We start from the raw sequence: 18,397 nt of genomic DNA, 5'->3' as shown, positions 1-18,397 counted from the left end.
GCGTCGCGCCTCAGCCGATGTCGAGCACCGTGATGACCCATCGACCCGCGAGGTCCTCGAGGCGGATCGCGATGGCGCGCGCGTGGGTGCCGATCTGCGCGATCACGGCGACCTCGGTCGCGCGCTCGGAGACGCGGCACGCCCGCGCGCGGACGATGCGCGCCGCGACCCCGCCGTGCCGTCCGATGCGTCGCGCGAGCGAGTGCTGGCGCGCGAGGCGCTCCCGCACCTCGGGGGTGATCCAGCGCAGCAGCGTGTCGAGCCCGTCCCCGCCGTGCACCACCTCGATCGCGGTGAGCGCGGTGGTGCACGCGAGCGGCGTCGGATCGCCGAGCATCGCACGCGTGCGCCCGTAGACGTCGGGTCGGGGCGGGCGCGGCGCCCAGGCGGGCTCGGCGCTCACGACCGTGCCTCGCGGAGGCCCTCGGGAAGGACCAGGCGCTGCCCCGGACGGATGAGGTCCGGATCCGCGCCGATGCGCGCGTGGTTCTCCCGGTAGAGCGCGGGCCAGGCCTCGGCGATGGCGCCTGGCGTGGCGCCCGCGCCGAGGGCATCCGCGGTGATCGACCAGAGGCACTCGCCGCGCGTCACCACGTGGAGCGCGGGTTCGGGCGCGGACGATGCCGTGTCGACCGGCGCGGTCGGCGACGTGTGCGGCACGGGGCTCGGGGCGGCCGACGGACGCGAGTCGGGGAGCCAGCCCGCGGACGGCGGCGGCTCGGCGGCGTGGGCCGCACCGGCGCCCAGGATCAGGGCGGCGAGGAGGGCCGCGACCGATCGCGCCCAGCGTCCCGCGGAGCGCGGGGCCTCCCGACCGCGCAGGCGTGCGAGCAGCGCCAGCAGCACGTCGAGCAGGAAGCGCGCCGCGAGAGCCGCGCCGAGCGTGCCGGCGACGATCGCGACGAGCTCCCCCGGAGCCCACAGCCGGAGGTCGAGCCGTGCGCCGGACCGCCATGCCAGGAGTCCCGAGACGGGGCCCAACGTGAGCGCGGCGAGCGCGGCGAGCAGGGCCGTCGCGTCGCCGCTCGTGATCGTCGCCGTGCCCGGCGCGGAGGCCTTGCGGGGTGTGCGACGCGCCTTCTCGATCATGCTTGCTCCCTTTAGATGCCGTTTGATGCTTTTTGATACCTCATGATGTAGTCCGGTGCGCGGCAATTGTCCAGAGGGTCGTGACGTCGTGTGGAGAGGCGGCTAGCGTGACCGCATGCGTTGGGACCGACTGTTCGCCGACCTCGAGGCGAGCCTCGACGGCGCCGGTCGTGCCGGATGGGACGAGGAGATCGCGGAGCGCGAGCGCGACGAGCGTGCCCGGATCGCCCTCGCCGGCCGGTTGCTCGCCGGGTCCGGCGCTGCCGTGCGGCTGGTGCTGAGCGACGGCGCGACCGTGGCGGGCACGGTGGCCGATGCGGCGGGGTCCTGGGTGCTGCTCGACGCCCCCCGCGGTCAGGTGCTCGTGCCGCTCGCCGCGATCGCGATGATCGAGGGCGTGGGCAACGCCGTGGCCACCCTCACCGAGGTGCGCCGCCGGATGGGCGTCGGCACGGTGCTGCGGGAGCTGGCGGAGAGCGGCGGGCCCGTGGTCGTGGAGACCCTCGCGGGGCGCTGGGCCGGCCGGATCGCGGCGGTGGGGGCCGACCACCTCGACCTGGTCGGGGACGGCAGCGCGCTGACGGTCCCGCTCGCCTCGCTGCTCGCGGTGCGTTCGGCCTAGCGCGTCTCGCGCTCGCGCAGGTGCTCGCGCGCCGCGGCGTACTGGCGGGCGATGTAGCTCTCGAGCTCCGCCTCGTCGACGCGCCACTGACCGCGCCCGCCCACCTGGATGGCGGGAAGGTCCCCGGAGCGCACGAGCGCGTACGCCTGCTGCGAGGAGATGTTCAGGATCTCCTGAACGTCGCTGAGCTTGAGGAACCTGGGCGGCACCTCGCCATTGTGACACGGCTCGAGAGCGCGCGTGCGTTGTCCACAAGCCTTCCGGTCAGCGCGCGCACCAGGCATGATGAGCCACATCCGAGTTGTCGCTGGGGGGTGGCCATGAGAGACGGGACGCGTCCGCTCGCCGCGCGCGTGCGCCCGCCCGGCTGGCGGGACCCCAGGCTCGTGGTGGGCGTGCTGCTCATCGCGATCGCCGTGGCCGGCGTGGTGGCGGTGCTGGCGTCCGCGGACCGCACGGTCCCCGTGTACGCCGCGGCGGCGGAGCTCGCGCCCGGCACCGTCCTCGACGAGTCCACGGTCGCGATCGCGCATGTCCGCGTGGGCGCGGGGTACCTCGAGGCGCCGGCGAGCGCGCCGTGGGGAGCGGTCCTCACCCGAGCCGTCGGCGAGGGCGAGCTCATCCCCGCGGGGGCCGTCGTCGACGCCGGCTCCTACGGGGGCCGGCGGCTCGCCGTGGTCGCCACGTCCCCGGTGGCCCCGGAGGTCGGTGCGGGCACGGTGGTCGACGTCTGGGTGACGCCGGCAGGCGGGGGCCCGTCCGAGCGCGCCGGGGAGTCCCTGCCGGTGGCCTCGGTCTCGCGCGATGACCCCGGGTTCGGGCTGGGTGGGGAGACGGTGTACGTGATCGTCGACGCCGACGAGGTGGGCGGGCTGCTCGACGCGCTCGCGCACGCAGACGCCGTGGCGGTGGTGGGCGAGGGATGAGCGTTCCGGTCGGCGTGGTGGTGGCGGTGCGCGGCGCCGACGAGTCCCGCGTGGTCGCCGAGCTCGACGCGCATCCAGGGATCCAGGTGGTCCGGCGGTGCGCCGACCTCGCCGAGGCCGTCGCGGTCGCGCGGGCCGGGCTGGGCACGGTGGTCGTGCTCTCGGACCAGCCCCACCTCGACGCGGACACGGTCGCGGGGCTGCGGAGCGCGGGCGTGGCGTTGGTCGGGGTGGGCTCCGGAGCCTCGCCGCGCCTCGCGGCGCTCGGGCTGCCCGTGGTGGACGCGGGCCTCGCGGACGCCGTGCTCGCCGCGATGCCACGTGCGGCCCCGGTGTTCGTCGCGCCGCGTGACACGGACGGCGGCGCGATCGTCGCGGTCTGGGGCACGGGTGGCGCCCCGGGCCGCACCACGGTGGCCGTGAACATGGCGGCGGAGGCCGCGCTCGCCGGGCACCGGACCGTGCTCGTCGACCTCGACACCTACGGCGCCGCGGTGGCGAGCGCGCTCGGTCTCGCCGACGAGGCGCCCGGGATCGCGGCCGTCGCGCGCGCCGCCGCGCGGGGCGAGGACGCCGCGGCGGCGCTGGAGCGTCACCTCGTCGACGTCGCGCCCCGTCTCCGCGTCCTCACCGGGCTGACGCGCGCGGCGCGCTGGCCCGAGGTCACCGCCGGCGGCCTCGCGCGGCTGTGGCCGGCGCTGCGCGCCCTGGCCGACATCGTCGTGGTCGACGTCGCCGCGCCGGCCGATGCGGGCGACGGCGGGGGCTTCGCCGCGGGTCCGCGCCGCGACGCCGCCACGCTCGCGGCGCTCGACGAGGCGGACGCCGTGATCGCGGTCGGAGGAGCGGAGCCGCATCAGCTCGTGCGGCTCGTGCAGGCGCTGCTCGACCATGAGGGGCCGACGCCGATCGTCGCGGTCAACCGGATCCGCGCCTCGGTCGCGGGCCCGCGACCCGAGGACGCGATCGCCGCCGCGCTGGGCAGGCACGCCGGGGTCGCGGAGGTGTGGCCGCTCCCGTGGGACCCGCGGGCGTGCGACACCGCGGCGCGCGAGGGTCGGATGCTCGCGGAGGCCGCTCCGCGCGCGCCGCTGCGGACCGCCATCGCGTCGATGAGCGCCGTGGTGGCCGACGCCGTGCGCGCCTCGCGCCGCACGCCCGCCGCGGTGCCAGACTGAAGCCATGCGCGTGTACATCCCGGCCACGGTCGACGACCTCCCTCGCTGCGCGGACGGCCTGTGGGAGCCGCCCGTCGCCTACGCCGTCACCGAGCGTCTCCTCGAGATCGTCGCGAGCGACGACGCCGACGAGCTGGCGGAGATCGCGCGGGACGTCGCGGCGCTCGCCTCCGTCATCGAGGTCGGCTCGCCGCTGCGCGTCGTCGTGGTTGCGGAGCTCACGCGTCCCGAGTGCGACGCGGACCCCGAGGTCCACCCGGCCGCGGTGCGCGTCCACGGCCGCATCCCGGCCTCCGCGATCGCGTGCGCGTTCGTCGACGAGCCCGAGGCGGCAGCGGATGTGCGCGCAGCGGTCGGTGGTGACGAGGACGCGCTCGAGCGCCTCGAGGAGCGCGACCTGCTCTGGTACGACGCCTCCGAGCTCGCGAGCGTGCCGGTCTCCTGAGCCTCACGCGAGGCGCGCGAGCACCTCGTCGTGCAGCAGGCCGTTGGTGACCAGCGCGTTGCCGCCGTGCGGCCCGGGCGTGCCGTCGACGCCCGTGAAGCGCCCGCCGGCCTCCTCGACGATCGGCACGAGCGCCGCCATGTCGTACAGCGCGAGCTCGGGTTCGCACGCGATGTCGACGGCGCCCTCCGCGACCATCATGTAGCTCCAGAAGTCGCCGTACGCGCGCGTGCGCCACACGCCGTCCATCAGCCCCAGGAACGCGTCGAGACGCCCGAAGTCCCGCCACTCGGCGAGGTCCGAGTAGGACAGCGAGGCCTCGGCGAGCGTGTCGACGCCGGAGACGTGGATCGGACGCGCGGTGGCCTCCGACTGCCCGAGCCACGCGCCCTGGCCGCGCGCGGCGAACCAGCGGCGGTGCAGCGCGGGCGCGCTCACCACGCCGACCACCACATCGTCGCCGTCGAGCAGCGAGATCAGCGTCGCCCACACCGGCACGTCCCGGATGAAGTTCTTGGTGCCGTCGATGGGGTCGACCACCCAGCGCCGCGGGCCCGTGCCGGTGGTGCCGTACTCCTCGCCCACGAACGCGTCGTCGGGGCGGTGCTGCGCGATGAGGTCCCGCGCGGTCCGCTCCGCCGCGCGGTCCACCGCGGTGACGGGGGTGTCGTCGGGCTTGGTCTCCACCGTGAGATCGCCCGTGGCGAAGTTCGGCATCGTCACGCCGTCGACCGCGTCGGCGATCGCGAGGGCGAGCAGGAGGTCGTCGGCGTAGGGGGCGTCCGTCATGCCCTCAACCTACCGGCCACGATCGGCCCCCCGCCCTGACAGTGCCAACGGAAGCGGTCCCGGGTCGGCGGCGTGTCGGGGGACGATGCGCCGGTCGCCTCGGCGTGTCGCGGCGAGATCCGTTGCTGCTGTCGAGAAGGGTCAGTACGCCTCGCCGGCGGCGCGCGAGGCCAGCAGGCGGCGGATCGAGTCGACGCGCGCGTGGCGGTCGGGCACGTCCGCGGCCCACGCGTCGAGCTCGCAGCCGGCCTCGGCGGACTCGTGGGTGCAACCGCGGGGGCAGCGCTCGTCGGCGGCGTCCGCGATGTCGGGGAACGCGAGGATGAAGTGGGTGGGGTCCACATGCGCGAGCCCGAAGGACCGCACGCCGGGGGTGTCGACGATGCGCCCGCCGGAGGGGACGTCGTAGAGCACCGCGGAGGTCGACGTGTGGCGGCCGCGACCGGTGACATCGTTGACGATGCCCACCGCGCGTCCCGCGTCGGGGACGAGCGCGTTGACGAGCGTCGACTTCCCGACGCCCGAGTAGCCCACGAGCACCGTGGTCCCGTCGACGAGCGCGTCGCGCAGCTCGACGAAGCCGGGATCCGCTTCGGGGCCGCCGTCGCGGCGCACCGAGGTCTCGAGCACACGGACGCCGAGGGGCTCGTACGCGCGGCGCAGCTCGGCCGCGTCCGCGAGGTCCGCCTTGGTGAGCACGAGCAGCGCGCTCATGCCCGCGTCGAAGGCCGCGACGAGGCAGCGGTCGATCATGCGCGGGTTGGGCTCGGGGTCGGCGAGCGCCGTGACGATCGCGAGCTGCTCCGCGTTGGCGACGATGACGCGCTCGGTCGCGTCCGTGTCGTCCGCCGTGCGTCGCAGCGCGGTCCTGCGCTCCTCGCGACGCACGATGCGCGCGAGCGTGTCGGGGCGCCCCGAGACGTCCCCGACCACGCCCACGAGGTCGCCGATCACCAGCCCGCGCCTCCCGAGCTCGCGCGCCTTCACCGCGGTCACCACCGCATCGTCCACCTGGACCGTGTAACGGCCGCGGTCCACGCCGATCACGGTGCCGAGCACCGCGTCCTCGTGCGCGGGGCGGATCTTGGTGCGCGGACGCGAGCCGCGGCGGTTGGGCCGGACCTTGGCGTCCGACTCGTCGTACTCGCGACGCGCCATTCAGCGGGCCGTGCCTTCGTCGCCGAGCATGCCCGACCACATGGCGGGGAACTCGGGCATCGTCTTCGAGGTGGTGCCGACGTTGAGCACGTCGACGTCCGGCACCGCGAGCCCGATCACCGCGGCGAAGGTGGCCATGCGGTGGTCGTGGTAGGTCTCCATCACGGCCCCGGCCAGGCCCGTGGGCGGCATCCCCGCGAACGCCAGCGAGTCGTCGTCCGCGAGGCAGCGGCCGCCGAGCCGCTCGACCTCCGCGGCGATCGCGGCGAGCCTGTCGGTCTCATGGCCGCGCAGGTGGCCGATCCCGGTGAGCCGCGACGGTCCGTCGGCGAGCGCGCACAGGGCGGCGATGGTCGGGGTGATCTCGCCCGCGGGGGAGAGGTCGGCGTCGATCCCGTGGATCTCACCGGTGCCGGTCACCGCCAGGACGCCGCCCTCGAGCGTGCACGTCGCTCCCATGCGCGTGAGCAGCTCCGGGAAGAGCGCCCCCGGCTGGGTGGTGACCGCCGGCCAGCCCGGGATCCGCACCGTGCCGCCCGCGACCAGCGCGGCCGCCATGAACGGTCCGGCGTTGCTGAGATCGGGCTCGACCCGCACGTCGCCCGGGCGGATCTCGCCCGGGTGGACCACCCAGGTGCGCTCATCCGGTTGGTCGACGCGGATCCCCGCGGCGCGCACCGCCTCGCACGTCATGTCGATGTGGGGCAAGCTCGGCAGCGTCTCGCCCGTGTGGCGGATGGTGAGACCGTCCTCGAGACGCGGCGCCGTCAGCAGCAGCCCCGTGACGAACTGGGAGGACGACGACGAGTCCACCTCGACCACGTCGGGCATCTCGAGAGGCGGCGTCACCGTGAAGGGGAGCGTGCCGCGGCCCTCGTCCTCGACGGTGGCGCCCAGCAGGCGCAGCGCGTCCAGCAGCGGGCCCATGGGGCGCACGCGCGCGCCCTCGTCGCCGTCGAAGCTCACCGGGCCGTCGGCCAGCAGCACCATGGGCGGCACGAACCGCATGACGGTGCCCGCGAGGCCGCAGTCGATGTGCGCGCCGCCGCGCAGGGGACCCGGCGTGACGCGCCACGCGTCGCCCGCATCGTCCACGTCCACGCCGAGCGCGCGCAGCGCGCCGATCATGAGGTCGGAGTCGCGCGAGCGCAGGCCTCCGCGGACGGTCACGGGCTCGGCGGCGAGCGCCGCGAGCACCAGGAAGCGGTTGGTGAGCGACTTGGAGCCGGGGACGGAGACGGTCGCGTCGAGGGGACGATGCGCGAGGGGCGCGGGCCAGACCTCGCCGATCCCGGTGCCGAGCGGAAGGGTGCCGCTCACGCGGCTCGCTTCTTCTTCGAGGCCTTCTTGGACGATGCGGCGGGCTCGGGCTGGGCCTTCGCGGCGGCCTTGGCCGCAGCCTTGGCCTCCTTCTCCTTGACCTTCGCGGCCGCGGCCTTCTCCTTGGCCTTCGCCTTCTTCGCCTTCTTGCGGTCGATGTGGCGCTGGCTGTGACCCGCGGTGGACGCGAGGAGGACGCCGCCGACCAGCGACAGGTTCTTGAGGAACTGCTCGAGCTCCTCGTCGCGCTTGGCCGGGTCCTCCTCCTTCCAGAACGGGTGCGACAGCGCGGTGGTGACGCCGGCGAGGCCCGCGAGCCCCAGCGCGGCGGTGCGCGGCGTGCGCGACAGCGCGAGCGCGGAGGCGAGCGCGATCGAGGCGATGCCGTGCGCCTTCACCAGGTCGGCGGTCTTGACGTCCTCGAGGCCGAGCTCCTCGAGCGCCGGCCCGACCGTGGGGGCGACACGCGCCGCGCGCGCCTCGGGCTCGAGATAGCTCTGGACACCCCCGTAGACGAACCACGAGGCGAGGAGGGGCCGGGCGAGTGCGCGCAACATGCCTCCTACGCTACCAAGCGGAGGCGGCCTCGTCAGGGTTCGCGTCCACACGGGAATGCGTGCGCGCCCTCCGGTGTTGAGCATCGGCGTGACGACCACCGTGGAGAGGCCCCAGCGTGCCCGTGCTTCTGCGCCAGGGCGCTCGCCTGTACGCTCGCATCCGATGACCGACACCACCGATTTCGACTTCGAGGCCGAGGCGCTGTCCTACATGGACCAGCTCTACGGCGCCGCGTTGCGCATGACGCGCAACGGCGCCGACGCCGAGGACCTGGTCCAGGAGACGTTCGCGAAGGCGTTCGCCGCACAGGACAAGTTCACGCCCGGCACCAACCTCAAGGCGTGGCTGTACCGGATCCAGACCAACGCGTTCATCAACAGCTACCGCAAGAAGCAGCGCGAGCCCAAGCGCTCGGACGCGGAGACCGTCGAGGACTGGCAGCTCGCCGCGGCGGCGGAGCACACGTCCGCGGGGCTCGCCTCGGCGGAGGACCGCGCCCTCGACGCGATCGGCGACGACGAGGTGAAGCGCGCGCTCTCCGAGCTGTCGGAGGACTTCCGCATGGCGGTGTACCTCTCGGACGTCGAGGGCTTCGCCTACAAGGAGATCGCCCAGATCATGGACACGCCTGTGGGCACCGTGATGTCGCGCCTGCACCGCGGGCGCAAGCTGCTGCGCGAGAAGCTGCGGGACTACGCAGCCGAGCGCGGCCTGTATGAGAAGGCCCCGGTGAAGAAGGACAAGGACGGGGGTACGTGCCGTGCCTAAGCCAGAGTGCGAGGAGGCCCTCGACCGCCTCTTCGAGTACATCGACCACGAGCTCCCGGAGGAGGAGATCCACCGGATCGGCGAGCACCTCCGCGAGTGCCCGCCGTGCGAGGCGGAGCACCGGATCAACGAGAAGATCAAGCGCATCGTCAACCGTGCGGGGCACGACGTCGCTCCCGACGAGCTGCGCGACCGCATCCTCACGACCATCCGCGCGACGCGTCCCGACGTGGGCGCGTAGGCGCCCACCGCATCGCCGGGGCGCCCGGAGACGACAGAAGCCGCATCGGCCAGGCCGATGCGGCTTCTCTCTATCCGGGTGGAACGGCTCAGGCGTTGGGCCGCTTGCCGTGGTTGGCGCCACCCTTCGCGCGCGCCTTGCGCTTGCGGCCTCGCTTGCTCACTTGCGTTCCCCTTTCTGGAGTCGAGAAATCAGACCCTCTATCCTCCCACATCTGACGAGTGCGTCACACCGTGCGGGGGTTGAGGGTGGTCCGGGGGTAGTCTCCCCTTGACTTCGACCCCTGCGATGCCGATGGAAGTAACGTGAGCGATCAGCCCCAGTCCGTCATCCCGTTCCTGCACGCCCTCGCCTCCACGGGCGGCTCCGACCTCCACTGCAAGGTGGGCTCGGCCCCGCGCGTGCGCGTGGACGGCCGCCTGCGCAAGCTGCAGGTGCCGCCGCTGACCCCCGAGGACACGCGCAACATGGTCGCGCAGGTGCTCCCCGAGGACCTGGTCGCGCAGTTCCGCGACACCCACGAGGCCGACTTCGCGTTCTCGCTCTCCGGCGTGGGCCGCTTCCGTGTCAACGCCTACGTGGCGCGCGGTACCGAGGGCCTCGTGTTCCGCCGCGTCGCGGTGGGCGCGCAGAGCTTCGAGGAGCTGGGCCTGCCGCCCGTCATCGCCGACCTCGCGCTCGAGCCGCGCGGCCTCGTGCTGGTCACCGGACCGACGGGTTCGGGCAAGACCACCACGCTCGCCTCGATGATCGACCTCATCAACAGCTACCGCGAGGTCAACATCGTCACCATCGAGGACCCCATCGAGGTCCTCCACCACGACAAGAAGTCGATCATCTCGCAGCGCGAGGTGCGCTCCGACACGCTCGACTTCACCAGCGCTCTCCGCGCCGCGATGCGTCAGGACCCCGACGTCATCATGGTCGGCGAGATGCGTGACATCGAGACCGTGCGCGCCGCCCTGTCCGCCGCCGAGACGGGCCACCTGGTGCTCGCGACCCTTCACACGGTCGACGCGCAGGACACCATCAACCGCATCGTCGACTTCTTCACGCCGCACGAGCAGGACCAGGTCCGCGCGACGCTCGCGCAGACCCTGCGCGGCATCGTCTCCCAGCGCCTGGTGCGCCGCGGGGACGGCTCGGGGCGGACCCTGGTGGCCGAGGTCATGGTCAACACCGGTCGCACCGCCGAGGCCATCATCGACCCGTCGAGCCAGCCGCCCATCATGGACCTCATCGCCGAGGGCGAGTACTACAAGATGCAGACGTTCGACCAGCACCTGTTCCAGCTGGTGCGCGACAACGTCGTGTCGCTGGACGATGCGGTCGCGATCGCGTCGCGTCCGCACGACCTCATGGTCGAGCTGCGCGGCGCCGGCGTCATCGCGTAGCAGCGGGGCTCGCCCACACCCACCACCCACCGCGCAAGTGGTAGGTGAGTGTCGGGCTGCGTGGATCGCTGCATCGCAGTGGTGGATGGTTGTCGCCTGCCTGCCGTCGCGCGACGGTGAGCGCCCCTACGCTGTCCGCCATGGATGGACGGCTCCTCGACCAGACGCGTGCGGGCTACGACCTGGTCGCGGAGGCGTACGCGGCGAGCCTCCCCGACGCGGGTTTCGAGGCGGCGCTCGACCTGGCCGTCATCGATCACTTCGTGAGCATGCTTCCCGCCGCCGCGTCGGTCCTCGATGCGGGGTGCGGGACCGGGCGCATGCTCGCCCACCTTCGTGGACACGATCCCGGGATGACGCTCACCGGTGTGGACCTCTCGGCCGGCATGCTGGCGGAGGCGCGGCACCTCGCGGCGGGGGCCGAGCTCACGTTGGGCGACCTGTCCGAGCTGCCCTATGCCGACGCGCGGTTCGACGGCGTCCTCGCGTGGTACTCGATCATCCACACGCCGCCGCATGGCCTTCCGCGCGTGTGCACCGAGCTGCGCCGCGTCCTGCGACCGGGCGGCGTCCTGCTCGTCGGATTCCAGAGCGGGTCGGGGAGTCGTGAGATCACGCGGGCGTACGGGCAGGAGGTGCGCCTCACCGCGTTCCGTCACGACGTCCGCGACGTCGCGGAGACGCTCGGGGCCGCCGGACTCGCCATCGACACGGTCCTCGAGCGTGCGCCGCGGCCGACGGAGGACCACCGCCAGGGCTTCGTCATCGCGCGTACGCCCGATGATCCTGGGCGCTGACCTCCGGGCGACACTCATCTACCACTGGCGCGCGGAGATCTTCGAGAACCGACCACCATCGACCAATTCGGCGAGGTGGGGCGGCGCGGCGGTGGCGAGGCCGGCTCAGCTGGCGGGCGGCTCGATGCCGAGCCACGAGTGCCACCGCGAGTGCAGCACCAGCCACGCCATGAGGCCGTAGCCGGCCTGCATCGGCAGCGCGTCGTGGCCCATCGTCATGTCCGCCGCCCACTGCTCGTGGCGCGCGAGCGGGCCGTACATGTCGATGTAGCCCACGCCGCGGCGCGACGCCGCGTCCTCGCACACGGCCGCGAGCTCGGCGATGCGCGGGTTGTCCTCCTCCGCGCCCGGGGGAGGACCGGCGATGAGCGTCTCGAAGCCGAGCGCGTGCGCACGGTCGAGGAAGTTCGCGATGTTGAGCCGCGTCATCGTGGGCGAGACCTTGCGGTGCACGTCGTGCCGGCCGATCGCGAAGAGCACGTGGTTGGCCTCGGGCTCGGTCTGGCGGAGGCGGCGCAGCGCCTCCTCGTCCCAGCGGCTCGTGAGCTCGCCCGTCGTCTCGTGCGGGACCGCGAGCGTGTGGAACGCGAGGTCCGGCGCGAGGGGGAGGGTCCGCGCCGCGACGCGGCCCACCCACCCCAGCGCCTTGGGGTCCCCGTGGCCGGCGACGAGCTCGTCACCGACGAGGAAGACGTTCCTCATCGCTCGAACGCCCGCGTGACCAGCTCGGACTGCTCGGACGCATGACGGGAGGCGAGGCCCGAGGCGGGCGACGCGGAGGCAGGTCGTGACACGACTCCGAGCGTAGTCCCGACGATCTGCGGGAGGCTCAGCGACATGCGCGACCATGCGCCCTGGTTGAGAGGCTCCTCCTGGACCCACATGAGCTCGGCGCCGTCGAACGGTGCGAGCACCTCGCGGATCGCGTCGTGCGCCAGCGGGTAGAGCTGCTCGAAGCGCACGATCGCGGTGGACGTGTCGCCCGAGCGGTCGCGCTCCGCCACCAGGTCGTAGTAGACCTTGCCGGCGCACATGAGCACCCGGTCGACGTTCGCGGGATCCACCGCATCGTCCCCGATGACCTCGCGGAACGTGCCCGTGGTGAAGTCCTCGACCGCCGACTGCGCCGCGCGCAGGCGGAGCATCGACTTGGGCGTGAACACCACGAGCGGCTTGCGGGGCCGGTCGTAGGCCTGGCGGCGCAGCAGGTGGAAGTAGCTCGCCGGCGTGGACGGCATCGCGGCGATCATGTTCTCCTCCGCGCACAGCTGGAGGAAGCGCTCGACGCGCGCCGACGAGTGGTCCGGGCCCTGGCCCTCGAAGCCGTGCGGCAGCAGCAGCACCACGGAGGAGGACTGCCCCCACTTCTGCTCCGCGGAGGAGATGAACTCGTCGATGATGGTCTGCGCGCCGTTGACGAAGTCGCCGAACTGCGCCTCCCACAGCACGAGCGAGTCGGGGCGCTCGACCGAGTAGCCGTACTCGAAGCCGAGCACGCTGTACTCCGACAGCGGCGAGTCGAACAGGTGCAGGCGCGCCTGGTCGGAGGCGAGGTAGAGCAGGGGGGTCCACTCGGCGCCCGTGTTGCGGTCGTGGTAGATCGCGTGGCGCTGGACGAACGTGCCGCGGCGGCTGTCCTGGCCGGACATGCGCACGGGCACGCCCTCCTGGAGCAGGGTGCCGAACGCGAGGATCTCGCCGTAGCCCCAGTCGATGCCGCCCTCGCGGCTCATGACCTCGCGCTTCTCGAGCAGCTTCTCGAGCTTGGGATGCACCGCGAAGCCCTCCGGCGGGCGCACGTGGGCCCGGCCGATGCGCTCGATCTGGCTCGCGCTCACGGCGGTCTTCCAGCCGACCATGATGCCGGCGTCCGACGACTGCGACGCGGGCAGCTCGAGGCCGGAGATGGACTCCGCGCCCTCCGAGGGCTTGTAGCCCTCGCGTGTCTCGATGAACACGCGCTCGAGCTGCGCGAGGTAGTCCTTGGAGACGGCCTCCGCCTCCTCGGTCGTGATGTCCCCGCGGCGGATCAGCGACTCCGTGTAGAGGTGGCGCACCGAGCGCTTGGCCTCGATGAGGTCGTACATGCGCGGCTGCGTCATCGACGGGTCGTCGCCCTCGTTGTGACCGCGGCGGCGGTAGCAGACCATGTCCACGATGACGTCGCGGCCGAACCGCTCGCGGTACTCGAACGCGAGCCGGGCGGCGCGCACGCACGCCTCCGGGTCGTCGCCGTTCACGTGGAAGATCGGGATCTGGTAGCCCTTGGCGATGTCGGTGCAGTAGCGCGTCGAGCGCGAGCTCTCGGGCCCCGTGGTGAAGCCCACCTGGTTGTTGATGACCACGTGCACCGTGCCGCCGGTCTTGTAGCCCTTGAGCTGCGCCATGTTGAGGGTCTCGGGGATCACGCCCTGACCGGCGAACGCCGCGTCGCCGTGCACGAGCACCGGCAGGACGGGGTAGCCGTCGGTGGCGGGGTCCGCGCCCAGCGCGTCGAGCTTGGCGCGCACGATGCCCTCGAGGACCGGGTCGACCGCCTCGAGGTGGGAGGGGTTGGCCGCGAGGTACACGCGCGTGGTCGCGCCGGACTCGGCGGTGAACGTGCCCTCGGTGCCCAGGTGGTACTTGACGTCGCCCGATCCCTGCACGAGCCCGGGCACCGCGGTGCCCTCGAACTCGGAGAAGATCTGCCCGTAGCGCTTGCCCGCGAGGTTCGCGAGCACGTTGAGCCGGCCGCGGTGGGCCATGCCGATGCAGACCTCGTGCACGCCGGCCTCGGCCGCCGCGCTCATCACGGAGTCGAGCAGCGGGATCAGCGACTCGCCGCCCTCGAGCGAGAAGCGCTTCTGTCCGACGTACTTGGTCTGGAGGAACGCCTCGAACGCCTCCGCCGCGTTGAGGCGGTGGAGGATGCGCAGGTGCTCCTCGCGCGTGGGCTTGGTGTAGCCGTGCTCGAGCCTCTCCTGGAAGAACATGCGCTGCTCGCGGTCCGCGATGTGCATGTACTCGAGGCCGACGCTGCGGCAGTACGCGTCGCGCAGGCGGCCGAGCACGTCGCGCACCGTCCACGAGTCCTGACCCGCGAAGCCCGCCGTCTGGTAGGTGCGGTCGAGGTCCCACAGCGTGAGGCCGTGGGTCTGGACGTCGAGGTCGGGGTGCTTGCGGGGGCGCGAGCTGAGCGGGTCGACATCGGCCATGAGGTGGCCGCGCGAGCGGTACGCGTGGATGAGCTCGGCGATGCGCGCGGGCTTCGCGGCCTCGGTCGCGGGGTCGGTCGCGGCGTCCTGAAGCCAGCGCACGGGCTCGTACGGGACGCGGATCGAGGAGAACACGCGGTCGTAGAAGCCGTCGAGTCCCAGCAGCTTGCGGTGGACCAGGCCCAGGAACTCGCCCGACTGCGCGCCCTGGATCACGCGGTGGTCGTACGTCGAGGTGAGGGTCATCACCTTGGACACGCCCAGGCGTGCGACCGTCTCGTCGGACGCGCCCTGAAGCTCCGCGGGGTAGTCCATCGAGCCGACGCCGATGATCGCGCCCTGGCCGTCCATGAGGCGCGGCACGGAGTGGACGGTGCCGAGCGTGCCCGGGTTGGTGAGCGTGAGGGTGGTGCCCTGGAAGTCGGCGGCCTGCAGCGCGCCGTTGCGGGCGCGGCGGACCACATCCTCGTACGCGGCCCAGAACTCCGCGAAGTCCATGCGGTCCGCGCCCTTGATCGAGGGCACGAGCAGCTGCCGGGAGCCGTCGGGACGCGCGAGGTCGATCGCGAGGCCCAGGTTGACGCCCGCGGGGGTACGCAGCGCGGGACGCCCGTCCTCCTCCGTGTATGCGGCGTTCATCGCGGGGAACTCCGCGATCGCCTCGACGATCGCGAAGCCGATGAGGTGGGTGAAGCTCACCTTGCCGCCGCGCGTGCGGGCGAGATGGTTGTTGACCACCACGCGGTTGTCGATGAGGAGCTTGGCCGGGATGGTGCGGACCGAGGTCGCGGTGGGGACCGCGAGGCTCGCCTCCATGTTCTCGACCACCTTCGCGGCCGGGCCGCGCAGGCGCGTCACGCCCTGCTGCACGTCCTTGGCCGCGAGCGGCGAGTGCTCGGGGCGCTGGAGGTACGCGGCGGTCGGGGCCTGGGCGGTGGCGATCGGCTGCGTGTGCGGGGCCGGATCGGCCACCGCGGGCGCCTCGGGCGCGGCCGGGGACGATGCGTCGGTGGGCGCGGTCGCGGCGGGCGCCGGAGCGGGTGCGGGCGCGGCGGCGGGTGCGTCGGCGCGCTGCGAGGCGGCCGGCGGGGGCGGCGGCGGGACGGCACCGGTGGGGCGCGGGGACGTGCGGGTGAGGGGGGACTGCCCGGTGCCAGGGGTCTCCTGGGGCGCGGCGGCGTCGGCCTGCGGTGCAGCGGCCCCGTTGGAGTCGCCCAGGATGAGCGACGCCACGGACGGGGCACCTGCAGCGCGGGCGACGGAGACACGGTCGGTATCGGGCGCAGAGGTGTCTGGGGACACGGTGGTGGCCGCTCGCTTTCTTGGCGCATCAGCGTCGATGGTGATAGGTGCTCCTATCATCGTCGGAAATCCGGGGCGCCTGGAACCACCCGGCCGTCATTTGGCCAAACTTTTGCTACTCCGTCGGGAGGTCCTGAACCTTCCCTGAGGGAGAGCAGACTCTCGCCGCACGCCGCGCGCGCCTGTATCCTTGCGACACCATGGACCCCGACAGTTGCAGCCCCTCATGACCGACTGGATCCTCGTGGGAGCCGGGGTGATCCTCACGCTCGGCACGGCGGTGTTCGTCGCCGCGGAGTTCTCCCTCGTCGCGCTCGACCCCTCGCACATCGAGGACGGCCCGAGGAGCCGCCGTGTGCGCTCCGCGCTCCGCCACCTCTCGACCCAGCTCTCCGGCGCCCAGGTGGGCATCACGCTCACCACGATCCTGCTGGGCTACACCGCGCAGCCCGCGCTCGTGAACCTCCTGTCGGTGCCGCTGTCCACGAGCGCGCTGTCGCGCGCCGCCGTCGCCGGCCTCGCCGGCACGTTGTCGCTCGTGCTCGTCAACGCCTTCTCGATGATCGTCGGCGAGCTGGTGCCCAAGAACGTCGCGCTCGCGGACGCCATGCGCACCGCGCGCGTCGCGGCGCCGCTCAACATGGCCTTCACCGCCGCGCTGCGCCCCGTCATCGCGACCCTCAACACCGCTGCCAACGCCATCCTGCGCCTCATGGGGATCGAGCCCAAGGAGGAGCTCGCCGGCGGGCGCTCGCGCCAGGAGCTCGCGGCGCTCGTGAGCCGCAGCGCCGCGGCGGGCACGCTCGCCCCCGGCACCGCGCTGCTGCTGAAGAACTCGATCGAGCTCGACGACCTCGCGGCCATCGACGTCATGACGGACCGCACGCGCGTGCACACGCTCGGGCGGGACGCGTCCGCGGCGGACGTCATCGCCTCGTCCCGCGCGACCGGGCACTCGCGCTTCCCGATCATCGGGGAGGGCCCCGACGACGTGCTCGGGATCGTCCACCTGCGCGCGGCGATCGCGGTGCCCGCGCATCGTCGCGCCGACGTGCCGGTGGGCGCCCTCATGGCCGATGCCCCGCGCATCCCCGAGACGATGGAGATGGGCCCGCTGCTGGTCGAGCTGCGAGGTCTGGGCTACCAGTGCGCGATCGTGGTGGACGAGTACGGCGGCACCGCCGGGTTCGTGACGCTCGAGGACGTGGTCGAGGAGCTGGTGGGCGATGTCGCGGACGAGCACGACAGGCGCCGCGCCGCGATCCACCGTGCCCCGGGCGGCGCATGGATCGTCCCCGGCGACCTGCGCCCCGACGAGGTCGAGGAGCACACGGGGCTCGAGATCCCCGAGTCCCCGGCGTACGAGACGCTCGGCGGCTTCGTGATGGCGCGGCTCGGCCGCGTGGCGGAGGCCGGTGACGTGGTCGACGCGCCCGGCGTGCAGGCGCGCGTCGAGAGGATGGACGGGCGGCGCATCGATCGCGTGCGGCTCACCCCGACCGTGGAGGACGAGGCATGAACCCGGGCATGGCGTTCGCGATCGCGGGCCTGCTGCTCGCCAACGCGTTCTTCGTGGGAGCGGAGTTCGCGATCATCTCCGCGCGCCGCAGCTCGATCGAGCCGCTCGCCGCGGAGGGCTCGCGCGCCGCGCGGACCGTGCTGTGGGCGATGGAGAACGTGTCGCTCATGCTCGCGACCGCGCAGCTGGGCATCACCGTGTGCTCCGTCGCGCTCGGTGTGGTCGCGGAGCCCGCGCTCGCGCATGCGCTCGAGCCCGCCATCCACGCGATGGGCCTGCCCGAGGAGAGCGCGCACGTGGTCGCCGTGGTGATCGCGCTCGTGGTGATCGTGGGCCTGCACGTCGTGGTGGGCGAGATGGTGCCCAAGAACGCCGCCGTGTCGAGCCCCGACCGCGCCGCGATGGTGTTCGGGCCGCCGCTCGTCGCCGTGGCCAAGGTCGCGCGCCCCATCATCGGCGCGCTCAACTGGGTGGCGAACGGCATCGTGCGCCTGCTCGGCTTCGAGCCCAAGGACGAGGTCACGAGCGCGTTCACCGCCGACGAGGTGCAGAGCATCGTCGAGCTGTCCTCCGCGGAGGGGACCATCTCGGACCCCTCGGGGCTTCTCACCACCGCGATCGAGTTCTCCGAGCGGTCCGTGGGCGAGGTCATGGTGCAGGCGGAGGCCGTCACCTCGCTCGAGCTCGGCGTCACCGTCGACGAGCTCGAGCGCGTCGCGACGGAGACCGGGTTCTCGCGGTTCCCGGTGGCCGATGACGGCCGGTTCGTGGGCTACCTGCACGTCAAGGACGGCCTGTACGCGCGTCCGGGGGAGCGCGAGGAGCCCATCCAGGCGTGGCGTGTCCGAGACCTTCCTCCGGTCGCCTACGAGGCCGAGGTGGAGTCGGCGCTCGCGCTCATGCGTCGCTCGGGCGCGCACGTCGCGGCGGTGGTGCGCGACGGCGAGACGGTGGGCATGGTCTTCCTCGAGGACATCCTCGAGGAGCTGGTCGGCGAGGTGCGGGATTCTTTGGCCCGCCGCGAACGGCGAGCATAACGCTGTGATGCAATCGGCGATCTACCAGGGATGTCGCCGCCGTCCGTAACAGTGTGA

General features: G+C 73.0%; 20 protein-coding genes. 10 read left to right on the top strand and 10 right to left on the bottom strand.

The features are described 5' to 3' along the window. Positions 1-10: 10 nt before the first annotated feature. Positions 11-403: an Rv3235 family protein gene (locus AOM06_RS03335; protein ID WP_062302736.1), complete on the bottom strand. Its 393-nt coding sequence runs from the start codon at positions 401-403 to the stop codon at positions 11-13. Then, a complete protein-coding gene (locus AOM06_RS03330; protein WP_062302732.1) occupies positions 400-1,089 on the bottom strand; it encodes a LysM peptidoglycan-binding domain-containing protein in 690 nt (229 codons plus the stop codon). Before AOM06_RS03330 ends, AOM06_RS03335 begins: the two co-directional genes overlap by 4 nt. A 115-nt stretch (positions 1,090-1,204) precedes the next feature. Here AOM06_RS03330 and AOM06_RS03325 point away from each other — a divergent pair, with 115 nt between their 5' ends. After that, a complete protein-coding gene (locus tag AOM06_RS03325) occupies positions 1,205-1,711 on the top strand; it encodes a hypothetical protein (RefSeq protein WP_062302729.1) in 507 nt (168 codons plus the stop codon). On the opposite strand, the gene AOM06_RS03320 is transcribed toward AOM06_RS03325, so the two are convergent. Continuing rightward, complete coding sequence (locus tag AOM06_RS03320; RefSeq protein WP_062302726.1) at positions 1,708-1,920, bottom strand: helix-turn-helix transcriptional regulator; 213 nt, start codon at positions 1,918-1,920, stop codon at positions 1,708-1,710. The genes AOM06_RS03325 and AOM06_RS03320 overlap by 4 nt on opposite strands. 111 nt (positions 1,921-2,031) lie before the next feature. Here AOM06_RS03320 and AOM06_RS03315 point away from each other — a divergent pair, with 111 nt between their 5' ends. Genes AOM06_RS03315 through AOM06_RS03305 form a run of 3 tightly spaced genes read left to right on the top strand, consistent with a single transcriptional unit; the run spans position 2,032 to position 4,260 of the window. Then, positions 2,032-2,637 carry a CpaB family protein gene (locus tag AOM06_RS03315; protein WP_062302722.1) on the top strand — a complete coding sequence of 202 codons (606 nt, stop codon included), beginning with the start codon at positions 2,032-2,034 and terminating at the stop codon, positions 2,635-2,637. After that, entirely contained in the window at positions 2,634-3,815 is a 1,182-nt protein-coding gene (locus AOM06_RS03310) for a CpaE/TadZ family protein (protein ID WP_062302717.1), read from the top strand. The genes AOM06_RS03315 and AOM06_RS03310 overlap by 4 nt, the downstream gene beginning before the upstream one ends. Before the next feature lie 4 nt (positions 3,816-3,819). After that, positions 3,820-4,260 (top strand): DUF6912 family protein, encoded by a 441-nt coding sequence (locus tag AOM06_RS03305; RefSeq protein WP_062302714.1) that lies wholly within the window; start codon positions 3,820-3,822, stop codon positions 4,258-4,260. A gap of 3 nt (positions 4,261-4,263) precedes the next feature. On the opposite strand, the gene hisN is transcribed toward AOM06_RS03305, so the two are convergent. The 4 genes from hisN to AOM06_RS03285 form a co-directional block, all read right to left on the bottom strand. Continuing rightward, on the bottom strand, positions 4,264-5,049 hold the full coding sequence (hisN, locus tag AOM06_RS03300; protein ID WP_062302711.1) for a histidinol-phosphatase: 786 nt from the start codon (positions 5,047-5,049) through the stop codon (positions 4,264-4,266). A gap of 141 nt (positions 5,050-5,190) precedes the next feature. Then, positions 5,191-6,207: a ribosome small subunit-dependent GTPase A gene (rsgA, locus tag AOM06_RS03295; protein ID WP_062302708.1), complete on the bottom strand. Its 1,017-nt coding sequence runs from the start codon at positions 6,205-6,207 to the stop codon at positions 5,191-5,193. Beyond that, on the bottom strand, positions 6,208-7,527 hold the full coding sequence (gene aroA / locus AOM06_RS03290) for a 3-phosphoshikimate 1-carboxyvinyltransferase (RefSeq protein ID WP_082105264.1): 1,320 nt from the start codon (positions 7,525-7,527) through the stop codon (positions 6,208-6,210). It lies immediately after the preceding gene. After that, entirely contained in the window at positions 7,524-8,084 is a 561-nt protein-coding gene (locus AOM06_RS03285; protein WP_062302705.1) for a DoxX family membrane protein, read from the bottom strand. Before AOM06_RS03285 ends, aroA begins: the two co-directional genes overlap by 4 nt. Positions 8,085-8,247: 163 nt before the next feature. On the opposite strand from AOM06_RS03285, the gene AOM06_RS03280 reads away from it, so the two are divergent. Together AOM06_RS03280 and rsrA are read left to right on the top strand one after the other, a co-directional pair. Further along, on the top strand, positions 8,248-8,853 hold the full coding sequence (locus AOM06_RS03280; protein WP_062302702.1) for a sigma-70 family RNA polymerase sigma factor: 606 nt from the start codon (positions 8,248-8,250) through the stop codon (positions 8,851-8,853). Next, entirely contained in the window at positions 8,846-9,094 is a 249-nt protein-coding gene (gene rsrA / locus AOM06_RS03275) for a mycothiol system anti-sigma-R factor (protein WP_062302699.1), read from the top strand. Before AOM06_RS03280 ends, rsrA begins: the two co-directional genes overlap by 8 nt. Positions 9,095-9,182: 88 nt before the next feature. On the opposite strand, the gene AOM06_RS15220 is transcribed toward rsrA, so the two are convergent. Continuing rightward, positions 9,183-9,257 (bottom strand): 50S ribosomal protein bL37, encoded by a 75-nt coding sequence (locus AOM06_RS15220; RefSeq protein ID WP_371327667.1) that lies wholly within the window; start codon positions 9,255-9,257, stop codon positions 9,183-9,185. A 142-nt stretch (positions 9,258-9,399) separates the two neighbouring features. Between AOM06_RS15220 and AOM06_RS03270 the strand changes: the two genes are divergently transcribed. Beyond that, positions 9,400-10,488: a type IV pilus twitching motility protein PilT gene (locus AOM06_RS03270; protein ID WP_062302696.1), complete on the top strand. Its 1,089-nt coding sequence runs from the start codon at positions 9,400-9,402 to the stop codon at positions 10,486-10,488. Between the two features lie 140 nt (positions 10,489-10,628). Next, a complete protein-coding gene (locus AOM06_RS03265) occupies positions 10,629-11,285 on the top strand; it encodes a class I SAM-dependent methyltransferase (protein ID WP_062302692.1) in 657 nt (218 codons plus the stop codon). 105 nt (positions 11,286-11,390) lie between these two features. Here the strand turns inward: AOM06_RS03265 and AOM06_RS03260 are convergent, their stop codons facing one another. After that, entirely contained in the window at positions 11,391-11,987 is a 597-nt protein-coding gene (locus AOM06_RS03260) for a GDSL-type esterase/lipase family protein (protein WP_062302689.1), read from the bottom strand. Beyond that, complete coding sequence (locus tag AOM06_RS03255) at positions 11,984-15,844, bottom strand: multifunctional oxoglutarate decarboxylase/oxoglutarate dehydrogenase thiamine pyrophosphate-binding subunit/dihydrolipoyllysine-residue succinyltransferase subunit (protein WP_082105262.1); 3,861 nt, start codon at positions 15,842-15,844, stop codon at positions 11,984-11,986. Before AOM06_RS03255 ends, AOM06_RS03260 begins: the two co-directional genes overlap by 4 nt. Positions 15,845-16,010: 166 nt before the next feature. Here AOM06_RS03255 and AOM06_RS03250 point away from each other — a divergent pair, with 166 nt between their 5' ends. After that, on the top strand, positions 16,011-17,303 hold the full coding sequence (locus tag AOM06_RS03250; RefSeq protein WP_062302686.1) for a hemolysin family protein: 1,293 nt from the start codon (positions 16,011-16,013) through the stop codon (positions 17,301-17,303). Then, a complete protein-coding gene (locus AOM06_RS03245) occupies positions 17,300-18,340 on the top strand; it encodes a hemolysin family protein (protein ID WP_062302683.1) in 1,041 nt (346 codons plus the stop codon). Before AOM06_RS03250 ends, AOM06_RS03245 begins: the two co-directional genes overlap by 4 nt. The last annotated feature ends 57 nt before the right edge of the window (positions 18,341-18,397 follow it).

It is taken from the genome of Demequina subtropica (assembly GCF_000971235.1).
Lineage (GTDB): Bacteria > Actinomycetota > Actinomycetes > Actinomycetales > Demequinaceae > Demequina > Demequina subtropica.
This window is presented reverse-complemented; position numbering and strand designations above follow the sequence as displayed.